This window comes from Bacteroidota bacterium (genome assembly GCA_013360915.1).
GTDB lineage: Bacteria > Bacteroidota > JABWAT01 > JABWAT01 > JABWAT01 > JABWAT01.
In genome coordinates this window covers 19,784-42,231 of sequence record JABWAT010000001.1, presented here as the reverse complement: position 1 = coordinate 42,231, position 22,448 = coordinate 19,784, and the positions used below count along the sequence as shown (strand labels likewise).

The window sequence follows — 22,448 nt, the reverse complement described above, 5'->3', positions numbered from 1 at the left end:
ATGTTTTCTACTGTAATCACCAAATACATTCTCCGTTTACTTGTCGGAATCACTCTGGCTGCCGGAATCATCTCTTGCGGAGAAGAAGAAGTTGATCCGACCATTCAGGATAAGGTCGATGATGGCTGGGCCCAGTTTAAATCCGGGAACTATGCAAGTGCCCTGGAAACCTTTAAACAGGCCTACCTCGAACTGATAAAAGATGGTAAGCGGTTGCCCAATGCAGAATTGGCTCTGGGATGGGGATACTATCGCCTGAATCAACCCGATTCAGCTGTAAAATATCTCACCATGTGCATGAACGATGAAAAGGAAGCGATCATACCGTATTCCTTTATTGAATTGTACGATCTGGATAACACCGTCGATCATGCAATCATGCCAACATCCGACATGCTGGCCAAACTGAAAACATTTCTCACAACAGAAAGGCCCAGTTACGTTTTCCAGTATGACAACTCAATCAATCACAGTGATGGGGCATTGACTGGCGCCCAGATACAGTTTAAACTCAAGGATTACGCTAAGTCTGTTGAGTTTATTCAATTGATTGATAAGTCCTTCGCACCCGATCCGGAGTCGCAGGATTATGTCAAACAGATCCTCGATAAACTGGATACACTGGTTGCAGCAAACGGTTAGACTCTGTTAAATAAAAAAGCCCCCGGGTCGATGGAAATTCCATGAAAACCCGGGGGCTTTTTTTTGTGTAATGGAATCAGTCTTCTTCCTCTACCTGAATTTTATAGAGCGTCTCCCCTGGTTTAACCATGCCATAGCGGCTCCTGGCCACTTCTTCAAGGTATCTTTTATCGGATTTCAGTTTTCTGATTACCACCTTCAGTGAGTCCTGCCTTTTTATCTCGAGGGTGATCGCATCACGCAGCTTACGATTTTCAATTTCCAGGTCAATCCGCCTGTAAATACCACTGTCACCAAATAACAAACTCCATGTCAGGGGAACAGACACAACCACGACAGTTGACAGGACAGGGCGGTATTTGAATTGCCGGGCAATGGCAGTCAGGGTTTTCTGAAGGTAGTCAGGTATTCTCATGAATTGGTAAAGGTACTGAAAAGTATAAAAACAAAAAAAGGGGTCCTTGCAGACCCCTTTTTATCATCATCCGTTTGTGATTATTTACGGATATTGTAAAAGGCTTCCAGTCCGGGGTAGTTGGCAGAATCACCAAGTTCCTGCTCGATGCGCAGAAGTTGATTATACTTGGCAATCCGGTCGGTCCGGCTTGTTGAACCCGTTTTAATCTGACCAGCATTTGTGGCCACAGCAATATCAGCAATCGTGGTATCTTCAGATTCACCACTGCGATGGGAAATGATGGTGGTGTATCCAGCACGATGAGCCATCTGAATGGCTTCAAACGTTTCGGTAAGCGTGCCGATCTGGTTAACTTTAATCAGAATGGAGTTGGCAACGCCTTTTTGGATACCACGTTTAAGAATTTCCGGATTGGTAACAAACAGGTCATCACCCACTAACTGAACTTTCTTGCCAACGAGGTCGGTAAAATATTTCCAGCCTGTCCAGTCGTTCTCAGCAAGTCCATCCTCAATGGAAATGATCGGATACTGATTTACCCAATTTTCCCAGTATTTGGCCATTTGTTCACTGGTCAGTTCACGCTTATCCGATTTCTTGAAGATGTACTTGCCATCTGCCCACAATTCGGAGGTAGCAGGATCCAATGCAATGAAAATGTCCTGACCTGCTTTGTATCCGGCTTTCTCGATGGCTTCCAGAATTACTTCAACAGCCTCATCATTGGCCTTCAGGTTGGGAGCAAAGCCACCTTCATCGCCAACGGCGGTGGAGTATCCCTTTTTCTTCAGGATGGATTTCAGCGTGTGGAAGGTTTCTGCACCCATGCGGAGCGCTTCTGCAAAAGTCGGTGCACCAACAGGCATAATCATGAATTCCTGAAAATCCACGTTATTGTCGGCATGGGCACCACCATTGATAATGTTCATCATCGGAACCGGCAGAGTGTTGGCGTTAAATCCACCCAGGTACCGATAGAGGGGAACACCTAATTCATTGGCAGCTGCACGGGCACAGGCCATTGAAACAGCCAGAATGGCATTGGCACCCAATTTGGCTTTATTATCGGTCCCATCCAGATCAATCATCAGATTATCAATTCCGACCTGATCAAAAACATTGGCTCCAACCAGTTCAGGTGAAATGACATCTTCAACGTTCTCAACTGCCTTAGTGACTCCTTTGCCCATGTAACGCAGCGGATCACCATCGCGCAATTCAACAGCTTCATGCTCACCGGTCGACGCACCGCTGGGCACAATGGCACGGCCAACGATTTCATTCTCGGTAATGACTTCTACTTCAACAGTCGGATTCCCGCGGGAATCCAGCACTTCCCGGGCAATGATTTCGTCAATCAGGGAAATCAGGTGGGCGTTCATGGAGGCTCCTTTTTACATGGTTAAAAATTCAAATGGAATACAAAAATCTTTATCTTCCGGTTCAAAATCAATTTAGTGTGATTAATGAAAGATTAAAGAGTGGGGCGAATTCTCATCCTGATGCGACATGGTGATGCCGGGTTTTCAAACGGGGTTTCCGATTCTGAAAGGGGACTCAGTGTCAGGGGAACAGAGGAAATTGCCTTGTCTGCCTCAGAACTGATTAAAACCGGAATTTTTCCCTCGTTCATGATCAGCAGTCCGGTCAGAAGAGCCCGGGAAACGGCGGCCCTCATGATGGACTGTCTGTATCAGAAAAGCCCCATTCACAATCGGACCGATTCCATGGCCTGGCACTACAACAGCCATCCGGCTGCTGCCGCCCTGGATCTGTTAGCCTTTGACAGTGACCTGATGATGGTTGTCAGTCATCAGCCCCTCATCGGTGACCTGATCTGGCAGTGGTGCAGAAAGCGGGTTCCGGTTCCAACAGGTTCCATTTATATCATAGACTATCTTGCAGATAGACATACTATCAGCGGACAAATTATACATCAGATTCAAACAGGGTGATCCATTGAAAATTGCAATCGTCGGATCGGGTGGTCGTGAACATGCCCTCGGCTGGAAACTCAGTCAGTCACCGGGATGCACCGGTCTGTATTTTTTACCAGGAAATGGGGGGACCTCACAACTGGGGACCAACATTCCGGTTAAAGTGAACGAAATAAGCAGACTGGTCGAAACCATCAGGGATCTCGGAATCGGTTTGGTTGTAATTGGTCCCGAAGAGCCTCTGGTCCTCGGTCTTGCAGATGAATTGCGGAAAAAGGGAATCCCGGCCGTCGGTCCCGATTCATGGTGTTCTCAGCTTGAAGGTAGTAAATCCTTTGCTAAGGCATTCATGCAGCGACATCAGATTCCCACAGCCGGCTACCGGATTTTTTATCACCAGGACCGGCAGGAACTCGAGCGGTTTTTACATGCCTCTGCCTATCCGCTGGTCATGAAAGCAGATGGTCTTGCCGCGGGCAAGGGAGTGATAATCCCAACCAGTTACGAAGAAGCTTCCGAAGCGGTTAGGCTTTACTTTGATAATCGTCAGTTCGGTTCAGCTGGTACCACCCTTGTGATTGAAGAGTTTATGGCGGGGGAAGAGGCCACTTTATTTGTTCTGACCGATGGAATCCGGTGGAAATTGCTTCCTGTGGCTCAGGACCATAAACGGATTGGCGATGGAGATACAGGCAAAAACACAGGTGGAATGGGAGCCTATGCACCTGCTCCGGTCGTTGATGATCATTTGCTGAAACAGATAGAGCAAACCATCGTGAAGCCTACCATTGAAGGCCTGGCAAGTGAAGGACACCCTTACAATGGAATATTGTATGTCGGGTTGATGATCACGCCGGAGGGACCGAAAGTGGTCGAATACAATGTCCGGTTTGGTGATCCGGAATGCCAGGTTGAAATGATGCTGGTAGAATCTGACCTGTTGCCGGTCATGACCGGAATTGCAAACTTTTCCTTGCCAGATCAGATTCAGATCAAACCTGGCTATGCTTCAGTGGTTGTGGCTGCCGCTGCTGGTTACCCTGATGAGTATGAAAAGGGAAATCGTATCAGGTTCGATGGGGCAGATTCTGACCATCGGGTTATCTTTCACGCAGGTACCCAACTTTCAGACAACGGAGTCGTCACCTCGGGTGGCCGGGTTTTAAACAGCTGTGCGTATGGTCCCACATTGGAGGAAAGTCTGAAAGCTGCCTATGACCACCTTAAAACGGTTTCTTTTGAGGGAATGCACTTTCGTCATGACATTGGAAAAAAAGGATTAAACAGGCTGATATGAGCAGAATTTTAGTGACCGGCGGTGCCGGATTTATTGGAAGTCACCTGACCGATGCATTTATCGCAGCCGGACATGAGGTTTGTGTGGTCGATAATCTGTACTCCGGATTTCGTCACCAGGTTAATTCTTCAGCCCGGTTTATTGAGATGGACATTGCCGACAGAGCCATCGAGACGATTTTTCTCGATTTCCGTCCGGAGGTTGTGGTTCATCAGGCGGCTCAGATGGATGTCAGGAAAAGTGTGTCCGACCCGATGTTTGATGCAAAGGTTAACATTCTGGGATCCATCAACCTGCTGGAATCATGTAGAAAATACGAAGTCCGTAAGGTTCTGTTTGCTTCGACTGGTGGGGCCATTTACGGAGAGCAGGATTACTTTCCGGCCGATGAAAACCATCCGCTCCGACCCGTTTCGCCCTATGGTATCTGCAAGGCGACCGTTGAAAAATACCTTTTCTACTATCACACCGTCTACGGACTTTCCTACATTTCACTCAGATATGGCAACATCTATGGTCCGAAGCAAAATCCCCATGGTGAAGCTGGTGTGATTGCCATCTTTGCGAAAAAATTGCTGGCAGGAGCACAACCGGTTATCAATGGCGACGGCCTGCAGACAAGAGACTATACATTTGTTGGCGATGTGGTGAAAGCAAACCTCCTGGCTCTGAATCATCAGGGGTCCGGAGTGTTCAATGTAGGCACGGGTCATGAGACCACGGTTAACGAATTGTTCCATCTGATCAACAGCGGTCTTGGAACCGGTGCCAACGAGGTTCATGCTGAAACAAAGGCCGGAGAACAGCGCCGATCCGTGCTTTCCAGTGCAAAAATCAAATCGGAAATGGGGTGGGCCCCATCCACCACGCTTAAAGATGGTTTGCCTGAAACCCTTCGCTGGTTTTCAGAAACTTATCGGTCATGATCTGTCTGTTTCTGATTCTTCAGAGTCTGCTCATCCATCCCGTCCGGACTGTAACAGTCCCGGACCATTCCGAAAAAGTCGGAATTTCTGTGACGGGAGATTTGTATTTGCTCTCCTCAACAGCAAATACCATTTACCGGTTATCCGCAGACGGGCAATTGATCGGCCAATATGGAAGAAAGGGAACTGGGGCTCAATTTTTAAATCAGCCGGTTTCCTTGTGGTGCAGCAATGATCTTCTGATTCATGTGGCCGACCGGAATAATCATCGGATTACCACACTCAGCCGGGAATTGGGCCTGATTGGGCAGATGGAAGGAATCCCGTTTGACGGACAGGAAGAACGGTTCAGATATCCGGGAGGTGTCGTGGTCACTCCGGGCGGAGACTGGTTTATTCTGGATACAGGAAACAAACGAATCATCCGGTTGAATCCGCGCCAGACCATTACTTCTTTACTTGGTGATATTGATGCTGGACTTGGACGACTTATTCAACCTGACCGGTTGATTCTGACAGAGAACCGGTTGTTTGTTCATGACCAAGCAGGTGCAACCTGGCAGGAATTTGATGGGTTCGGAAATACGCTTCAATCCTTTCCAGATTCGCTTGGCACTCCTGCTTCTGTTTTATCAACCCTCTGTTTCGTTCGTCAGGATGGAAGAATCCTCAGGGAAAAATCAACCGGTGAGTGGCAGCAATTGAGTCTTCCCGAAGGATCACAGGTCCTCGATGTCGTATCAAAGGGAAATCAGCTTTTTATCCTCACTAACCGACTATTATTGACGTATTTGCTTGAAATGGAGTAATATATTCTTCCTGATAGGGATAATTTGCCCATTTAATGCATACTCGCAGCTTTGGGTGGCTAATCAGGATTCAGTGGCATTACATGGTCAGGTTGGTAATCCGGTCTCAACCGGCCGGTCCGAATTACTTCTTCCCGATTCCTTTTCACTTTCAGTTACAGACACCACCCTCTCGGTTCTGTATGACCAGGTAACAGGTACATTGCTTGTAAGGGGGTTAGATGATTGGCTGAAAAACCATCCGGCAGACACCCTATACCTTCGTTACCGGTACTATCCATTTGTTTTCCAGAAGGAATACCGTCGGTATGCCCTTGGGAAAACACCCACCGATGCCAATCTGGCTGTTTCTGAACAACCAACCGGACCCGATTTCTTCCAGCAATGGAGAAGTGACCGAAAGTTGCGTAAATCGGGTTCCTTCGTCCGGGGTGTGACCCTGGGATCGAACCGCGATCTGGCCGTCAACAGCGGATTCAGGCTTGAATTGGAAGGACAACTGACCGACGATGTAGAAATCGCAGCGATCCTGACCGACGAAAACTTACCGATTCAACCGGAGGGAAACACGCAAACCCTTCAGGAAATAGACCAGGTATATATCCGGCTCAAACATCCCATTTACCAGATGACGTTGGGGGACTATCAGGTCACACGTGCAGGATATGAACTTTCCTCCTACACCCGAAAATTACAGGGCCTGGATTTGCAGGCCGATTGGTCCACTTTCCGGACGGGATTAGGATTTGCAAACATGAAGGGAATTTGGACATCAAATACGTTCAATGGAACAGATGGGAGTCAGGGACCTTACCGGCTGAGGGGTAAAAAGCAGGAAAAATTCATCCTGGTTCTGGCAGGTTCAGAAAGGGTCTATCTGAATGGTGTTCAGCTCACACGGGGTGAAAGCAACGATTATGTGATTGACTATGCCTCAGGCGAGATCAGCTTTACTCCTGCCAATCTAATAACCTCAGCTTCACGTGTCACCGTGGATTTTGAATATTCCGACCGGCAGTTCGCCCGGGATTTCTATTCGGGTGAAGCGGGGATCCGGCTGTCTGATGGGGCCTTTCAATCAACCATACATTTCCTTCGTGAAGCCGACAATCCAAATACTCCGGTTGAGGCAGAATTAACCCGGGCCGACAGGGACATCATCCGGCAGGCAGGAAATGATCAAACAAAGGCGTTCAGGTCAGGTATTGATTCGGTGGGACGGGAACCTGTGACCGGCAAAAGCCTTGGATTTTACCTGAAGGCAGATACATTAACCACTCAGGGACTGATCGCGGTTTATCGCTATGCACCAGGACATCCGATGGCCTTGTATAACATACGGTTTTCCGAAGTGGAGCAAGGCAGGGGGTCCTACATCCGTCGGAGCATTGGTGTCTATGAATGGACACAATCGGGTGGGAATTATGAACCAGTTTATTTCCTACCGGTTCCCGTCTCTTCACAATCGGTGAATTCCCGGACCATCTGGACACCCATTGCCGGTTTAAAGTGGATTAATGAATGGTCTGTTTCCTCCGTGGACCGAAACCTGCTCTCGGAAGGTAGCAACGAGCAATCCAATGACGGAGCGGTCATTAACAGGCTGTCATGGAACTCTGATTCCTTGTCTTTCCCCGGCTTGACTGCAGCACGCGGGGTGTGGTCTGTTTCCGGATTTCAGAGATACCAGGGAGCCGGTTATCAGTCACCTGACCGGAATCAGGATGTTGATTTTTACCGCAATCTGGGCGTGGACCCGCTCGAATCCTCCCTGGAAAGACAATGGGAAGCAGGAACCAGCTGGCAATCAAAAACGCTGACTCTTCAAACCTCTTACAGCCGGTTTTCCAGGGGTAATGACTTATCGACCGACCAGATAAAGGGTCAGATCAGTCAGTACCTGTTTAATCCGCTCTTTACTGATTACCGGGTTAACGTTTCCAAATCCAGGCAGTCCCTTTCCCGTGCTTCAACCAGGTGGACCCAACATGCCCTGGATGGCGATTTCAGGTTTGAGCATCTGTCTCCATTTTTCTCGGGATTATATGAAAACAGAGAAAACCGGGGCCCCGTTGATTCATTGCTGACTGGTTCATTCAGAGCAGTTGAAGGAACCGGAGGCCTCAGGCTCACGACCTCTGGTTATTCAGCCAATTCATCATTAAAGGTGAGGAACGAATCGGAACCCGTGGCCGGAAGTCTGACTCCTTCTGCCTCGGCCTGGACTGGAAAACTGGAGGCAAGAACCCTTTCTGATGACCCCCTGACCGGATCTCTTATGGTAACCCATTACCGGAAATATTTTACTAAACCGTTTCGTGAACAGGGGAACCAGAACACAGAAGCAACTCTGGTGGATATGTCTGCCCGGTGGGCACCTTTTGATGAAGCCGTAGTGCTTGACTGGGATTACCAGGTTAACACCCAGAAAACGTCGAGGATGGACCGGTTTTTTGTGAAGGTGCAGCCAGGATATGGTAACTACATCTGGGTAGACAGGAATGAGAATGGGATACCGGAAGACAATGAATTTGAATTGACCCGTTTCGATGACGGAGACTATATCCTGAGGACCTACCCCGGAGAAACACTCGAACCAATCGTGGATCTTAAAACACAGTGGAGACTAAACCTGAATCCTTCTCTTCATCCGGTGTTTTCTGTTTTACCCGATGAAATCCGTCAGCGTTGGACATCAGAAACGGTTCTTCGAATCGAGGAAAAATCAAAAACCTCCCGGGTAACTGATATCTACTTTTTAAATCTGAGTACATTTTTCAAGGAACCCAATACACTTTCCGGACTCCGGCAATTGATTCAGGATTTCTATCTCGATCCAAATAACCGGCTGATGAACTGGCGGTTCCGTTATGAGACCAGAAAAAGTCTGGTGCAATATTCAATTGACAGCGAAAAACGACGCTATGAGGAGTATTCCATCCGGTTAAATGCCCGTCCCTGGCAGAATTGGACGACCAGAACCGATGCCGGTTTTTCTGTCACCGGATACGAGAGTGCATCCGGCTTACGACCTGACTTCCTGATAAACAGCCTGTCAGTTGTCCCCGATGTCAGCTACCGTTTTCTGGCAGGGTGGGAAGCGGGCCTGAAGTCAAATGCCGATTACCGGTGGCAGTCCGGCCGGAAGGATCAAAATGCATTCATTCTCAGCGAAACCGGCCGGTTAATCTGGTCCATTCCGCAAAAAGGTCGCCTCAGAGCCGAAGGGGAATGGAGCCAAACCTCTTTAAAATCACCTGAAGGTGTGAATCAGGTTCCATATGAACTAACCAATGGGAATCCGGGTGGAAGATTGCTGCGCTGGAGTTTCTTTTTCGACTATCAGGTTAGTCAGATGGTGACCGCATTTTTTACCTACGATGGACGGAAAATCAATGAGGAACCGGTAATTCATACGTTGAAGGCCGAAGTACGGGCCATTTTCTGAAAAAGTCTGAAAACCCGCGTTCAGAATCGTATTTTTATTGCCGATCCCGTTTCAGACATAACAAGATGAATCCAATCCGACGGTACGCCAACTCAGCACTGAATCTGGTATTACCATCCAGGTGTTACCACTGTAAGGTGCTTACCACTTCTGAATACCCGTTTTTATGTATTTCCTGCCTGACGGGCATGAAAGTCTACCGAAAAGAAGGGGATCTGAATTCGGTCCTCACAACCCGGTTAGCGGGTAAATTAAAAACAGAAAGTATCACCACCTTATACTGGTTTCAAAAAAATGCGGCCATTCAGACTCTGCTCCACACTTTAAAATATCAATACAGACCGGGCATTGGGGAATGGCTGGGTGAAATGCTGGGAGAACAATTGGTTTCTGCAGGTATGACCGGTCCACTTTGGTTGATACCGGTCCCCATCCATCCGCTGAAGAAGATTGAACGTGGTTATAATCAGGCTGGTCTGATCGCCCGGGGAGTCTGCCGCCAACTGAAGAACTCTGTTTTGCTCGAGAATCTGATTCTCAAATCGTCATTGCGCACTTCACAAACCAGGTTGGACCGTTTATCCCGCTGGAAAAACAAACAACAGGATATGGAATTGAATTCAATCGAATCATTGGCCAAATTTGACAGTCCGCATTTCCTCATTATTGACGATATTATCACTACCGGGGCCACCATCGGGCAGGTTGGCAAACTGCTGTCTGATGCGCTGCCTGCCTCAAAATTGTCCGTTGCCACCATCGCTGTAACAGAATAGGAAGCACATGTCAGTTATAGATCAGATCACCCAAAAAGCCAAAGGTTACAATCAGCGAATCGCCTTTCCTGAGGCCACCGAACCGCGAACACTGAAGGCAGTATCCATTCTCACAGACCAATCGATTTGCAGGTGCATTCTGGTCGGCAACCATAATGAAATTCAGAAGGCCGCCACTGAAAATGGCATCCAGTTGTCTTCCCGGATTTCCATTATTGATCCGTCTTCAAGCGATCGAAACTCCGATTATACTAATGAGTTCTTTAACCTAAGAAAGGCAAAAGGGCAGACGCATGAACAGGCCCGTGAGAGAATGAAGGATCCTTTATTCTTTGCAGCCATGATGGTGCGTCGGGGTGATGCAGACGGTGCTGTTGCAGGAGCCATCACAACAACAGCAGATGTGCTTCGTGCAGGTATTCAGGTCATTGGACTTAGAGAAGGAAACCGCACGGTTTCCTCTGTTTTTCTGATGAATTTACCCGGTGGAAAAGTGGTAACCTACGGAGATTGCGCAGTCGTTCCGTACCCTGATGCCGCTCAACTGGCTGATATTGCGATTGCCTCTGCAGACACCCACCAGGCCCTCACAGGTGAAATCCCCAAGGTGGCCATGCTTTCCTTTTCCACAAAGGGAAGTGCAGCTCATGAGGCGGTCACCAAGGTTACCGATGCTCTTGCTTTGGTCACAAAAATGCGTCCCGGGCTGGCCGTGGATGGCGAGTTACAATTCGATGCGGCATGGGTGGCCGCTGTTGGTCAGCGGAAGGCACCAGGATCTGAAGTAGCAGGGAAGGCCAACGTGTTTGTTTTTCCGAACCTCGATGCAGGAAATATCGGTTATAAAATCACCGAACGTGTGGGTGGGGCCGATGCCATTGGACCCATTATTCAGGGGCTTGCAAAACCGTTGAATGACCTGTCGAGGGGATGCAAGGCGGAAGACATTGTTACTGTTGCTGCCGTTTGTGCAGTAAAAGCCAAGGAAAACAGATAGCCAGCTGGTAGACCTTAGGACAAAAACAAAAAAGGCGCTCAGAGCGCCTTTTTTGTTAACTGAAGATTCACTTGCTTACTTAAAATAGTTAGCGTTTATCTCAATGTAGTTTTTCCACTTATCAGGAACTTCGTCAATCTGGAAAATGGCCTGAACCGGGCATTCTGGTTCGCAGGCACCACAATCAATACACTCATCCGGATTAATGTATAACTGCTTTCCCTCTTTCTGATCAAAACCTTCAGCAGGCTGAATACAATCGACCGGACATACTTCGACACATGCCGTGTCGCAGGTGCTTACACAGGGTTCACAAATGATATAGGGCATAACTTCCTCGATACAAGTTTAATGGTGGACGAACGACATGACAAAAATATAAAACCCATCCTGAAATTCAACCCTTGCAATTCAGGAAGATCAGTTTCCTCCACCCTGAGGTGCAACCGGCTTCGGATTCACGGTGATGGTTACCGATTCCGTAACAGTATCGATACCATCATTAACTGTGAAATCAATGGTATAGGTCCCCGGCAGCGTGCTATCCCAGCTGAACTCTCCGTTAGCCGGATTAAATCCTGATCCGGCCGGATTGTTTTTAACACCAAGCGAGAGGGTCTCTTCATCCTGATCGGAGGCAGTGGCAGTAAGGCGAATCGCTTCACCAGCCATAACCGTTCTTGTTCCGTTCACGGCAAGAACAGGTTTACGATTGATGTTCTTCACTGTCAGATTGAAAGTGGCCTCAGCCTGGGCGCCTTCAGGATCAACAGCGGTCAGTGTAAACGGCCCGTAGTTGCCTGCCTGAGTATATCCAGGGGTCCATGTGAAAACCAGTGTTTTTACATCGAAAGTAGCACCAGCAGGTAATTCGCCATCAAGACGGATGGTGAGCGCTTGCCGGTCTGGATCGGCTGCTTTAAAAGTTACCGAAATGCGTTGGTTCTCATCGCCGGAGATATCCTTCACATCACTAAGCACGGGATTCCGGTTAATATTCTGAACTGAAACGCTGACGGGCAGAACCGAAAATCCGCCTTCCGGATCTGTTGCTTTTACCTGGATGGTATACGGACCTGCCTGTTCGAAGGTGGGAGTCCATTCCAGAACCCCATCCTGTGAACCGAGCCGGGCACCCTGAGGTAGATCCTGAGAAGAATAGGTCAATACCTGACGATCAGGATCCTGGGCAACAATTACCAGCCGAAGTGCTTCATTTTCGTTTACCGATACAGGTTCAACAGGAGTGAATTCAGGCAGACGGTTAACGTTTGAAACCGTAATCTGAACCTGCTTATCTGTTTTGGCTCCTTCTTCATCGGTGGCAGTTACCGTAACGGTGTAGGAACCGGCCTGCTCAAAATCAGGTGTCCAGTTTAAGGAACCTGTCATGACATTAAAGTCCATTCCCTGTACCAGTCCGGTAATGTCGAGAGTGACTTGCTGTCTGTCCGGATCGGTTGCGGTAACCGTTAGCATTAACGGTTTGTTCTCGGCGACCAGTTGGGAAGGGATGTCGGCAAAAACAGGGAAACGATTCACATTGGCAACCGAAATGGCAAAGGTAACCTGGTCGGTTCCATCAAGAGGGTCTTTGGCAGCCAGAGTTAAATCATAGGTGCCGGATTGTTCATAAGTTGGCGTCCAGGTAAATAACTGCTTTTCTGCATCAAAAGTGGCCCCTGCAGGAAGAGGTAACAGGGTAAGAGTTAATTTTTCCTTGTCAGGGTCGGTAATTCTGAACTGATAAGTGAAGAGTGAATTTTCTTTCGCATCAAGAACTGCATTAACTGGTTCAATTACCGGATTACGGTTGACGTTCTCAACCGTCATTTTCATGTCCTGAGCGGCTGTAAGCCCGCTGGGATCGGAAATTTTAAAATTAAGAGTATAGGTGCCCGCCTGGAAGAAATCTGGTGTCCAGATAAAGGTAGAATCCTTAAGCTCAGATCCTTTCGGAAGGTCTTTTCCTGAGAAAACCAGTTTGCCCAGATCTTCAACATCCGGATCAGCCCCGGTTAACCTGAATTCCAGCAGTTCATTTTCCTTAGTACTCTGATCTTTTACAAGGTAAAGCACCGGTGCGCGGTTAACATGGTTAACAGTTATGGTGATTTCTTCTGAATCTGATTGAATACCAGCTCCATCCGAATCTGAATCTTCTACTGTAAAACGAATTGTGTAAGTTCCTGATTGTTCAAAGGTGGGAGTCCAGTTAAACGAACCGGATACAAGATCAAATGAGGCTCCTTCGGGCAAAGCAGTCGTCGACATCCGTAGTTTACCATCATCCTCCTTATCAGGATCAGACCACTTAACGATAAATGGGAGGCCTTCATTTTCATTTACAGTCTTGGGGCCAATCTCAGCCAGTACAGGAGGACGATTGACATGGGTAACCGTCACATTAAAGGTGACGACCGCTTCAAGACCTGCTGGATCATTTACACCAAACTGAACCGGGTAGTTACCGGATTGTTCGTAGGTAGGTGTCCATGAAAATTTCAATGTGGCAGGGTCAAATGCTGCTCCCTGTGGCATCTGTCTTGCAAAATGAACGAGCTTTCCTTCGTCTTCCCGGTCAGGGTCTGTACCTGAACTGATTACCAATTCAAATGGTTTGTTTTCAGGAATGGTTACAGGTTCAACCAATGCAAGTGAAGGGGAACGGTTCACATGGTTGACAACAACCGTGACTGTATCAACGTCATACAAAGCGGCATCTGTATCTTCGGTGATAGCAAAGTAGATGCGGTACCTTCCCGATTGTTCGTAGGTAGGTGTCCACGTAAAAGTTCCTTGCTCAATGTTCCATTCTGCTCCTTCAGGAAGGTTTTCTGCAGAGATAATCACCTTTGAGCCATCAGGATCAAATCCTTTTCTTGCAAAAGTTAAAAGAGCGTTTTCATCAACCACCTGATTCGAAATGCTTTCAATAATTGGAGGTGAGTTATACTTGTAAAGAAGAATTCCTTCGCTGCTCGAGGCGAACACATTCTCGTTAAGTTTGGTGATTGAAATGATTTCACCCTCTTCCTTTGTCCGGAAATCGGCAGTCAGACTTCCAGTTGCTGAGTAGGAGAGGATATAGATACCATCGGTCCCGCTGGCAAGAAAGAAGTACTTCCCTGACTGCAGGATCGATTGAGCATCCCCGCGGGTTGGAACTGATTCAATCAAACGGGCAAATCCTGCGGAATTCAGGGTGAAAACCTTTAATCCTTCCGGTCCGTCTGCCACCAAAAGCCGGGATCCTGATTTGATGATATCTTTCGGTGTACCACCGGTTTTAAATGAAGAAAGATATCGTGGGGAAGCAGGCGTGGAGATATCGAATACCTTGATTCCTTCTTCCTTATCAACCACAAAAAGGGTATCGTTAACAATCTGTGTTCTCCAGGCCCAGGACCACCGAGAAACCGTTTTATAGTTGCTTAATTTGGTAAAGGATCCATCCGGATTCAGCTGATAACTGGTCAGTCCGGCGGAGGCTTCTGCTGCATAGAGAATATCTCCTTTAACTGCGACATCCCATACTTCTGTCACCGGTTTAAAACTGAAAAGCTTTTCCAATTTTTCACCACGGGTGTCAAAGACCAGAATTCCATTCAAGTTGTCAGTGATGTAGAGGAAATCACCATTTTTTGCAATGCCCCCTGTTAACAGACCAACTTCGGCAGAATTGTTCGAAATCTGTGTCAGGCTGTCGCCATTGTGGACTTTCAGGGTGTAGACCCCTTTACTTTGCGAAACCACAAATAGTTTGTCAGACTCAATTACCGACCGAAGGTAAGTAGCATCCCCCTCAGTACCTCTTTTAACATAGGTGAGAGATCCTTTCCCAGGACCGGGCTTCTGTGCCTGAATCGGAGAAAATGATAACGTTGCCACCGATGTAATGACAGCGGAGAACAGGAAAAATTTAGTCATTGCGAAACACCCTGGGTTCAAGTAAATTGAGACAAAAAAGTCAATGTCAAAAGTATTTTACCTGACCGGTAAAAGCAAGAAACAGACCCCCGCAGCCTTACCAGTGAAATTATTTTACATTTTTACCTTTACAATCTTTCTGGTCACACCTTTCCCTGTTTTTTCACAAAAAATTCAGATTTCTGGTTTCGGGGAACCGGGCCATGCGTGGAACCAAAACCCTCCTGTGCCGTTCAGCAACCAGCCTGTAAACGAAATATTTACCATTTTGTCTGATTTTATGGCCGGATATGGCCATTATCATTGCCGCGTTGATTCGATTACTTTTCTTTCGGACTCGGTGCTGCTTTGGGGTGATGAAGGGCCAATCAGCCTTTGTGGCCCGGTTTCATTTTCTGCGCCACCTGCTTTTCCACCGCCAGAAACCGGTAAATTGGTAACAGGTTCAGTTTTTTCCCAAACGGTAGCCGAGGCCTACCTGATCAGGCTGTTGTCGGTAGCAACCGAAGCAGGCTTTCCCTTCATGACCTTTCGTCCTGAATTCAGGTTTCGGAAGGTCAATGAGGATACCATTTCGGTAAGCATTCTGATCCAGATTGAGGACACCTCAAGGGTTCGTCTGAGCGGCATTACAGCCGACGGAAATAAAGAAGTAAGCACCAGGGTTATAGAACGCATCAGCAGGATAAGGGATGGCATGGTTTATTCGCCCGAAACCGCTGCTGCCATCCGTTCCCGGCTTCTTGCCAGTGAATTATTTAAATCTGTTTCAGAACCAACTTTTCAGATCACAGGCGAGAACAACTATCAATGGTACGTTAAGGTTGAGGAAAAACCGTCCTCCAGATTTGATGGGATCATCGGATACTCGCCTGCAAGCCCATCCAAACCAGCTTCTCTGAATGGATTGATTGATATCCGGCTGAAAAATTTCCTTGGGAACGCCCGTCGGCTTGACTTGTACTGGTCAAGGGAAGACAAATGGTCGCAGGAATACCGGCTCAATCTGGCTGAACCATGGATTCTCGGATTTCCAATCGACCTGAAACTCGCAGCCGGTCAGCTGAATCAGGATTCCACCTTTATCCGCCAGCAATATTCGGGTGGTATCGACTATTTTGGAATCGACAAATTGTCCATTTCGGCCGGACTGGAAACTGGCTTTACCACCGGACTTTCAAATCGCCTGACCAGACAAACAGGCCCAACCGTATTAAACAGCAGAAAACTGGTTTTCCTGACAGGTATCACCTATGATGACCGGAAAGGGAAGTCACTGGTCACCAACGGACACACTGTATCGGCAACCCTGGGTTATGGAAACAAACAAATCACCGGACCGGATAGCGTGGTAGCGGTCCGTTCAGTCAGGAAATCAAACCCGTGGTTACAGGTTGATGCAACGCTGTCAGTCTGGAAACCGGTGGGAAATCAGCTGATCTGGTATGGATCCCTCAGAGCCAATCACCGTTCGGTGGAAGAACCAGAACTATCGGACCTTATACGAACTGGCGGAATCAACACCATGCGAGGCTATCGTGAGAATCAGTTTCTCGCCATCCGGCAGGGAATTCTGGTAAACGAGCTCCGCTTTCCATTCGAAGAAGAAAGCTACCTGCTGGCTTTCCTGGATGCCGGTTACCTGGTGACCCCACGGATTGAAAAAGCAGGGCTGAAGCCAACCGAAATGTCAGTGATCGGGTATGGAATAGGGCTGATGATCAGAACACCGGTGGGCATTACCCGGTTTTTATTTGCTCTCGGAAAAGGCGATACCTTCAGTACCGGTAAAATTCACCTGGGCTTGATGAACGAGTTCTGAGACAGATCAGCTGGCTCACACAGATAAAACACAGATTTGTTCCCAATATCTGTAATGAGCACGATGATGGGTTTCTGGCTGTAATCAACCGACCGGTTCTGATACCTGCCCTGAAAAGAATCAATGTCAACCCGGCTATATTTCTTCTTGAAAATCAAAGGTCTTTCCCGGACCAACCCTCCTAACATGCGATCCAGGAAACTTAGTTTATAGTATTGATTGTCAAGCAAATAATATTGGATAAATAATGGTTCCACGCCAGTTGTTTTGCCAAGACAAAGCCAGGTCCCCGGCTGAATGGGTTTTAGGTTGAGAGCTTCTGCTGTGACCCCTGCCAGCCCTGAAACGAGCAATGCAGGATCTGGCCAGTAAATCGAGTCGGGTCCTTCTGAATGGGATGGAATCTGATCAGGCTGATGATCAGATTGAAACCAGACTCCATCAATCCAGACAGATCTTGCAGTAATTTCCGGATTCAGATTCCGGTGAATCAGAACCTCCCGGCATTCCCTCTCATAGGAAACCGCAATGGTTTTAAACCCACGATTGATCCAGATGGTTGGATCTTCCATCGGGGAAAGTTTGATAAGGACCGGTTGTTTTTCCGCCACCTTCAAACCGGAGGGATCGGGACGATAACCCGCCATTCGCTTTGTCCCTGAACGACGCATAGGGTCTGCATAGACAAAAACAGTGGGGTCGGGAATCAGGTTGGTTGAATCCCCGTGAAAGACGTTGAGTGAATCCAATTTCCAGAGTGCCCGATTGGCCATCATTTGATAAAAGGCGCTTTCATCCGATTCCCAGCCACTGACCTGTAAGCCGGCCATCAGAAAGGCAACAGTATCGAAGCCGGCTCCCATGGTCATATCCAGAACCTCTGAAACCACCTCCGGAACCAGCGAGGCATGAAAACGGGCCAGTGAGAAGTGAGTGGCCATTTCTAATCGCTGCCCGGAAATCATCCAGAACGGCATGGGAAAGTTTTTATTCTGAAGTCTGGATTTCAACTGAATGGATTCTGATATCCACTGACGCCAGGGATTCGTTACCTCAAATTGTTTTTCAATGCTGGAAGCCAGCCGAAAGACCGATTCCTGATCCTTTTCGATTGCTGACAAATGAGAGAAAAAACGGTCAGGTGAAAGGAAACAGGCAGGTAAATCAGATTCAGGCATTCTGGTTGGTCAGGGCGAGGTATTCCCCGAGTCTGCTGAGCATTTTTTCATCACCGGTGCTGTTGCACAAATAGATCAGATTTTGAAAAATGCGTCTGATCACGGCAGAGGATGTTGGAAACAAAAAGGAATCAATGGGCTCCTGAATGTTGATTTCTGATAAAAACTGGCTGATGTCGGCCGGGTTGAGAACTGCTCCGGAATTATAGCAATCTATAAAGACCAGATCCGGATTGGTGAGGCACAACATAAAATGTCTCGGAAGCGCTGCCGGATGAAGATTAATCCCGCAAGCCCGTCCGACGATCAGGTACAACATGGATAAACTGACCGGGATACCCTGCTTGGTCTTCAGCAACGAAGTAAAATCAGAGTTAGAGAGGTGGTAGTAATTAGAATGATTTCCCGTAAAACGGTGGTTTACATACAGAACCTGATTGATTGCAGACAGTTTGTCCCAGTCGGTATCATACGGATGGCTGTTTTCAATACATTCCTGAATGATGTTATCCAGGACCATCCGGGCATCCAGGGCCTGATTCTGTTCGGCAAACAGGACATTCATACCGATCAGTACATCACCCAGCAGCCGGTGGTCCAGTAACCTGTCCTCAGAAACCAGCCGGATCAGACTTTCCCTGAACCACGCTTCCTTACACTCAAGGTACAGTTCCTGTATGAATTCAGAGGACTCAGAACTGACCTCTCCCATGATCACTTCTAATTGAACCAATGCAGAAAAGTCATGATTCGACTGAAAGAAACGACCGATTTCCTTCCTTATTTCAGGATCGGGGTCCTCTATCAATGTCAGCAGGGCAGAAGGATTCATATAACTGACAACATTCTCTGTTTATCAAATATAATCAGATACAGATGAAGATTACATGAAGCGAAAATTTTTCATATCAGCTATTGAATCACGTACCAGAATAGACTTATATTAAGATTCCGGAGCAAACTGCGCCCGGACTTTAAACATTGGATGCGGCCGCAATACGGACCAATCCAGGAATTACGTCAACTTTTAAAATGACAGATACAAAAAAAACAAAGAAAGCACCGAAAAAACCAAAACAGGGAATCGTTGCCCCCCGGCACAAAATCATGGTGATCGGTCACAGGGGAAACAGTGGATTGCTTCCCGAAAACTCGGTTAACGCGGTTGCCTCCTGTCTGGATGAAAGCACCATTGATGGTGCTGAAATCGATGTTCAGATTACCAAGGATGGCGAACTCATCGTCTTTCATGATGAAGATCTGAGTCGTTTCGGAGGTCCGAAAGCCCGGATTTCCACATTACCCATGGCAGAATTGAAGAAGGTCGATTACGGCGTCCTGTATAATAAAAAATTCAAGGGAGTGGGAATTGCCACCCTCGATGATATCCTGAGTCTGGTTCCGGAAGACTCTGCTGATTTCCTCCTCAACATAGAATTGAAGATCAGTCCGCTTCTGAAGGGTGAGTTTGTGAAAAACTTCGTCAACCGGCTGTACATGCAGGTCGACTCATGGATCGATCCCCGGCATGTTCTGTTTTCCTCCTTCAACTGGGAAAGTCTGGACTTACTCAGACATTACAGTCAGGATATGAAACTGGGCGTGCTTACCGACCAACCCGATGAAAGGGGTTGGATCAGTAAGGTTAAACAACTCAGTGCCCAATACATCATCGTTCCTATATCCAAGGTTGACAAGGAGTTTGAAACTCTGGTTAAGGATGAACTTGAAACCTCCATTCTGGCCTACACAGAGCATCATTATACTGATAAAGAATCTGAACTGAATGCCTGCGGAAAAGTGATTCAGCATGACATTCATGGCCTGATTGTAAATCACCCACTTGATGTTTACAACCTCATTCATCCTCAGCACTGACCTACCGGTGGAAAATCCTGCTGAAGGGAAGTACTAAGCAAAAAGGAACCATTCCTGATGTCTATTCATTACCTCAACGGACACCGGTTACGCCGGGCTGTGATTGCCGGCTCCCTGAATCTGATCCGGCACAAAGACCACCTGAATAAGATCAATGTGTTCCCGGTTGCTGACGGTGATACCGGCAGCAACATGGCCGCCACCATGCGGGCCATTCTTCAGCGTGCGTATGATTCCTACGAACCGCATCTCTATAAAATGAGTAATGCCGTTGCTGAAAGTGCACTCATGGCAGCCAGAGGAAACTCCGGAGCTATTCTGGCTCAGTTTTTCCAGGGACTTTCAGAGGGATTCACGGGAAAGTCCAAGGCAGATACCCGTGATTTCGCCCTTGCCATTGAAAACGCGGTTCAGATGGCCATGGATGCCATCAGTAAACCCAGGGAAGGGACCATTCTGACCGTCATGAGAAGTTGGTCCGAATCGGTCAGCCGATTAGCAAAAGCAGAGGCTGATTACCGGAAACTGATCAAATCCTCACTGGTTGATCTAAAAAGGGCCCTGGCAGAGACCACAAACCAATTGGAAGTGCTCAAAAAGGCCAATGTTGTGGATTCTGGTGCGTCTGGCTTTGTGAATATAATAGAGGGTGTTTCTGCATTCATTCTGAGCGGCAGCGTCAAGGAAGAAACCATTGCCGAACTGGATGCTTCCGATATGGAGATGGAAGCACATGCCAATGTGGTCTTTGACCCCGAATCAATTCATTTCCAATATTGCACCGAGTTTCTTCTTGAAGGAAAAGACCTTAAAAAGAATGAACTACGGGACCGGATTCTGTCCTATGGCGATTCGATCATTGTTGCAGGAAGCAAGACAAAAATCAGGGTTCATCTCCACACAAATACCCCTCACGACGTATTCCAGATAGCAGAATCCTATGGTACCGTGCTTCAGAAAAAACATGAGGATATGCGGGCTCAGCATGCCGATACCTGGGGCGAGAATGAAAATCCGTTACCTGTCAGCATCGTGGTTGACTCATCCTGTGCTGTCTTTGAGTCCACACGAAAGCAATACAACATCACTGTTACACCTTTACAGGTTTTTCTTGGTGGAAAAGAGTACCTGGATCAGGAAACCATTACAACAGAAGAGTTTTACAACCGCCTCAGGGCAGACCGGAAACTGACACCCAGTACTTCATTACCAAATCCGGGCCGGTTGTTGAAAGACCTCACCCTTGCTTCTCAGAAGAAAGACAAAGTGTTGTGGTTCAGTCTCAGTTCTGCTGTTTCGGGTACCTACCAGGCTGGATTGACCGCTGCCAGACAGGTTGAGTCATCCGGGACCGGTAAGCAGGTGTTCGATTTTGACACACGAACCCTGTCTCTGGCATCCGGCTTCATGCTCGAGGAAGTGGTTGAAAGACTTCGGGCCGGGGTTCCGGTAGAAACGATCGTTAATGAACAGGATGCCATCCGGACGAAATTCGAAATTTATTTTTATCTCGATTCGGTCGAGTACCTGATCAAAGGGGGAAGACTCTCGAAAGTTCGTGGATTTATCGCCAGGCTGCTGGGCATGAAGCCAATCCTTACTTTTAAACCGGATGGTAAAGTTGAAAAGGTGGATGTAGTCAGGTCCCGGCGTTCGGCCATTGGATATTTCCTGAAAAAGTTGAACACATCCCGGAAAATCAAGCGTTTGGGAGTGGTCCATGCCGCCAATATTCAATCTGCCATTGAATTGGAAGCCGCCCTTCGGAAAGTTATGCCAAAAATTGATATCCCTACCGCCGAGGTTTCTCCGGTTCTGGGATCACACGCCGGTCCGTACGCCTTCGGCTTTGCTGTACAATATGAGGATTAAAAAATGACCCAGCTTCTTCCAACCGTATCCATAACCACCAGTTTTGGAAAAATCACCATCCGTCTGCGTGAAGATGTGGCTCCGTTGCATGCAAAAAACTTTATTAAGCTGGCAACTGAAGGTTACTTCAATGGATGCACTTTCCACCGGGTCATTCCCGGGTTTATGATCCAGGGCGGAGACCCGAATTCTAAAAAGGAAGACCGGAGCTCGCATGGAATGGGTGGTCCCGATTACACCATTCCCGCAGAAATATCACTCCCGAATTCAAGGGGATCTGTTGCTGCAGCCCGAAAACCAGACATGGTGAATCCAAAAAGGGAATCCAGCGGATCCCAGTTTTACATCAATGTGGCCGATAACCAGTTTCTTGATGGACAATATACCGTCTTTGGAGAGGTCATCGAGGGAATGGATGTGGCAGATCAGATTGTGAAACAGCAACGAGATCAGCGAGATAATCCGCTTCAGCGCATTCAGATGACAGTGGAAATTCCCACCAAACCGTAAACACTCAG

General features: G+C 47.7%; 18 protein-coding genes. 12 read left to right on the top strand and 6 right to left on the bottom strand.

Going from position 1 to position 22,448, the window contains the following annotated elements; all coding sequences use genetic code 11:
• The gene (locus HUU10_00180) at positions 1 to 642 is read left to right on the top strand and encodes a hypothetical protein (GenBank protein NUQ79999.1); all 642 of its coding nucleotides are present in this window, start codon (positions 1 to 3) and stop codon (positions 640 to 642) included.
• A gap of 76 nt (positions 643 to 718) precedes the next feature.
• Here the strand turns inward: HUU10_00180 and HUU10_00175 are convergent, their stop codons facing one another.
• Positions 719 to 1,057 carry a septum formation initiator family protein gene (locus HUU10_00175; protein ID NUQ79998.1) on the bottom strand — a complete coding sequence of 113 codons (339 nt, stop codon included), beginning with the start codon at positions 1,055 to 1,057 and terminating at the stop codon, positions 719 to 721.
• Positions 1,058 to 1,137: 80 nt separating this feature from the next.
• Positions 1,138 to 2,427, bottom strand: coding sequence for a phosphopyruvate hydratase (gene eno, locus HUU10_00170; protein NUQ79997.1), 1,290 nt, complete (start codon positions 2,425 to 2,427; stop codon positions 1,138 to 1,140).
• Between the two features lie 135 nt (positions 2,428 to 2,562).
• Here eno and HUU10_00165 point away from each other — a divergent pair, with 135 nt between their 5' ends.
• The 7 genes from HUU10_00165 (at position 2,563) to pta (ending at position 11,250) form a co-directional block, all read left to right on the top strand.
• Positions 2,563 to 3,015: a hypothetical protein gene (locus tag HUU10_00165; GenBank protein NUQ79996.1), complete on the top strand. Its 453-nt coding sequence runs from the start codon at positions 2,563 to 2,565 to the stop codon at positions 3,013 to 3,015.
• 4 nt (positions 3,016 to 3,019) lie between these two features.
• Positions 3,020 to 4,294, top strand: a complete 1,275-nt coding sequence (gene purD / locus HUU10_00160) for a phosphoribosylamine--glycine ligase (protein ID NUQ79995.1) — start codon at positions 3,020 to 3,022, stop codon at positions 4,292 to 4,294.
• Positions 4,291 to 5,220, top strand: coding sequence for an NAD-dependent epimerase/dehydratase family protein (locus HUU10_00155; GenBank protein NUQ79994.1), 930 nt, complete (start codon positions 4,291 to 4,293; stop codon positions 5,218 to 5,220). The genes purD and HUU10_00155 overlap by 4 nt, the downstream gene beginning before the upstream one ends.
• The gene (locus HUU10_00150) at positions 5,217 to 6,029 is read left to right on the top strand and encodes a hypothetical protein (protein ID NUQ79993.1); all 813 of its coding nucleotides are present in this window, start codon (positions 5,217 to 5,219) and stop codon (positions 6,027 to 6,029) included. The genes HUU10_00155 and HUU10_00150 overlap by 4 nt, the downstream gene beginning before the upstream one ends.
• A gap of 73 nt (positions 6,030 to 6,102) precedes the next feature.
• A complete protein-coding gene (locus HUU10_00145) occupies positions 6,103 to 9,477 on the top strand; it encodes a hypothetical protein (GenBank protein ID NUQ79992.1) in 3,375 nt (1,124 codons plus the stop codon).
• Between the two features lie 188 nt (positions 9,478 to 9,665).
• The gene (locus HUU10_00140) at positions 9,666 to 10,253 is read left to right on the top strand and encodes a ComF family protein (protein NUQ79991.1); all 588 of its coding nucleotides are present in this window, start codon (positions 9,666 to 9,668) and stop codon (positions 10,251 to 10,253) included.
• 7 nt (positions 10,254 to 10,260) lie between these two features.
• Positions 10,261 to 11,250 carry a phosphate acetyltransferase gene (gene pta, locus HUU10_00135; GenBank protein ID NUQ79990.1) on the top strand — a complete coding sequence of 330 codons (990 nt, stop codon included), beginning with the start codon at positions 10,261 to 10,263 and terminating at the stop codon, positions 11,248 to 11,250.
• A gap of 75 nt (positions 11,251 to 11,325) precedes the next feature.
• Here pta and HUU10_00130 read toward each other — a convergent pair whose 3' ends face one another.
• Positions 11,326 to 11,580 (bottom strand): ferredoxin family protein, encoded by a 255-nt coding sequence (locus HUU10_00130; GenBank protein NUQ79989.1) that lies wholly within the window; start codon positions 11,578 to 11,580, stop codon positions 11,326 to 11,328.
• Positions 11,581 to 11,670: 90 nt separating this feature from the next.
• Positions 11,671 to 15,180 carry a putative Ig domain-containing protein gene (locus HUU10_00125; protein ID NUQ79988.1) on the bottom strand — a complete coding sequence of 1,170 codons (3,510 nt, stop codon included), beginning with the start codon at positions 15,178 to 15,180 and terminating at the stop codon, positions 11,671 to 11,673.
• Positions 15,181 to 15,448: 268 nt separating this feature from the next.
• On the opposite strand from HUU10_00125, the gene HUU10_00120 reads away from it, so the two are divergent.
• Complete coding sequence (locus HUU10_00120; GenBank protein ID NUQ79987.1) at positions 15,449 to 17,002, top strand: BamA/TamA family outer membrane protein; 1,554 nt, start codon at positions 15,449 to 15,451, stop codon at positions 17,000 to 17,002.
• Here the strand turns inward: HUU10_00120 and HUU10_00115 are convergent.
• On the bottom strand, positions 16,975 to 18,180 hold the full coding sequence (locus tag HUU10_00115; GenBank protein ID NUQ79986.1) for a hypothetical protein: 1,206 nt from the start codon (positions 18,178 to 18,180) through the stop codon (positions 16,975 to 16,977). The two genes, HUU10_00120 and HUU10_00115, sit on opposite strands and share 28 nt — an antisense overlap.
• Complete coding sequence (locus HUU10_00110; GenBank protein NUQ79985.1) at positions 18,173 to 19,012, bottom strand: hypothetical protein; 840 nt, start codon at positions 19,010 to 19,012, stop codon at positions 18,173 to 18,175. The genes HUU10_00115 and HUU10_00110 overlap by 8 nt, the downstream gene beginning before the upstream one ends.
• Before the next feature lie 200 nt (positions 19,013 to 19,212).
• On the opposite strand from HUU10_00110, the gene HUU10_00105 reads away from it, so the two are divergent.
• Genes HUU10_00105 through HUU10_00095 form a run of 3 tightly spaced genes read left to right on the top strand, consistent with a single transcriptional unit; the run spans position 19,213 to position 22,440 of the window.
• The gene (locus HUU10_00105; GenBank protein ID NUQ79984.1) at positions 19,213 to 20,058 is read left to right on the top strand and encodes a hypothetical protein; all 846 of its coding nucleotides are present in this window, start codon (positions 19,213 to 19,215) and stop codon (positions 20,056 to 20,058) included.
• A 57-nt stretch (positions 20,059 to 20,115) separates the two neighbouring features.
• Positions 20,116 to 21,930: a DegV family EDD domain-containing protein gene (locus HUU10_00100; GenBank protein NUQ79983.1), complete on the top strand. Its 1,815-nt coding sequence runs from the start codon at positions 20,116 to 20,118 to the stop codon at positions 21,928 to 21,930.
• 3 nt (positions 21,931 to 21,933) lie between these two features.
• The gene (locus HUU10_00095; protein ID NUQ79982.1) at positions 21,934 to 22,440 is read left to right on the top strand and encodes a peptidylprolyl isomerase; all 507 of its coding nucleotides are present in this window, start codon (positions 21,934 to 21,936) and stop codon (positions 22,438 to 22,440) included.
• Positions 22,441 to 22,448: the final 8 nt, after the last annotated feature.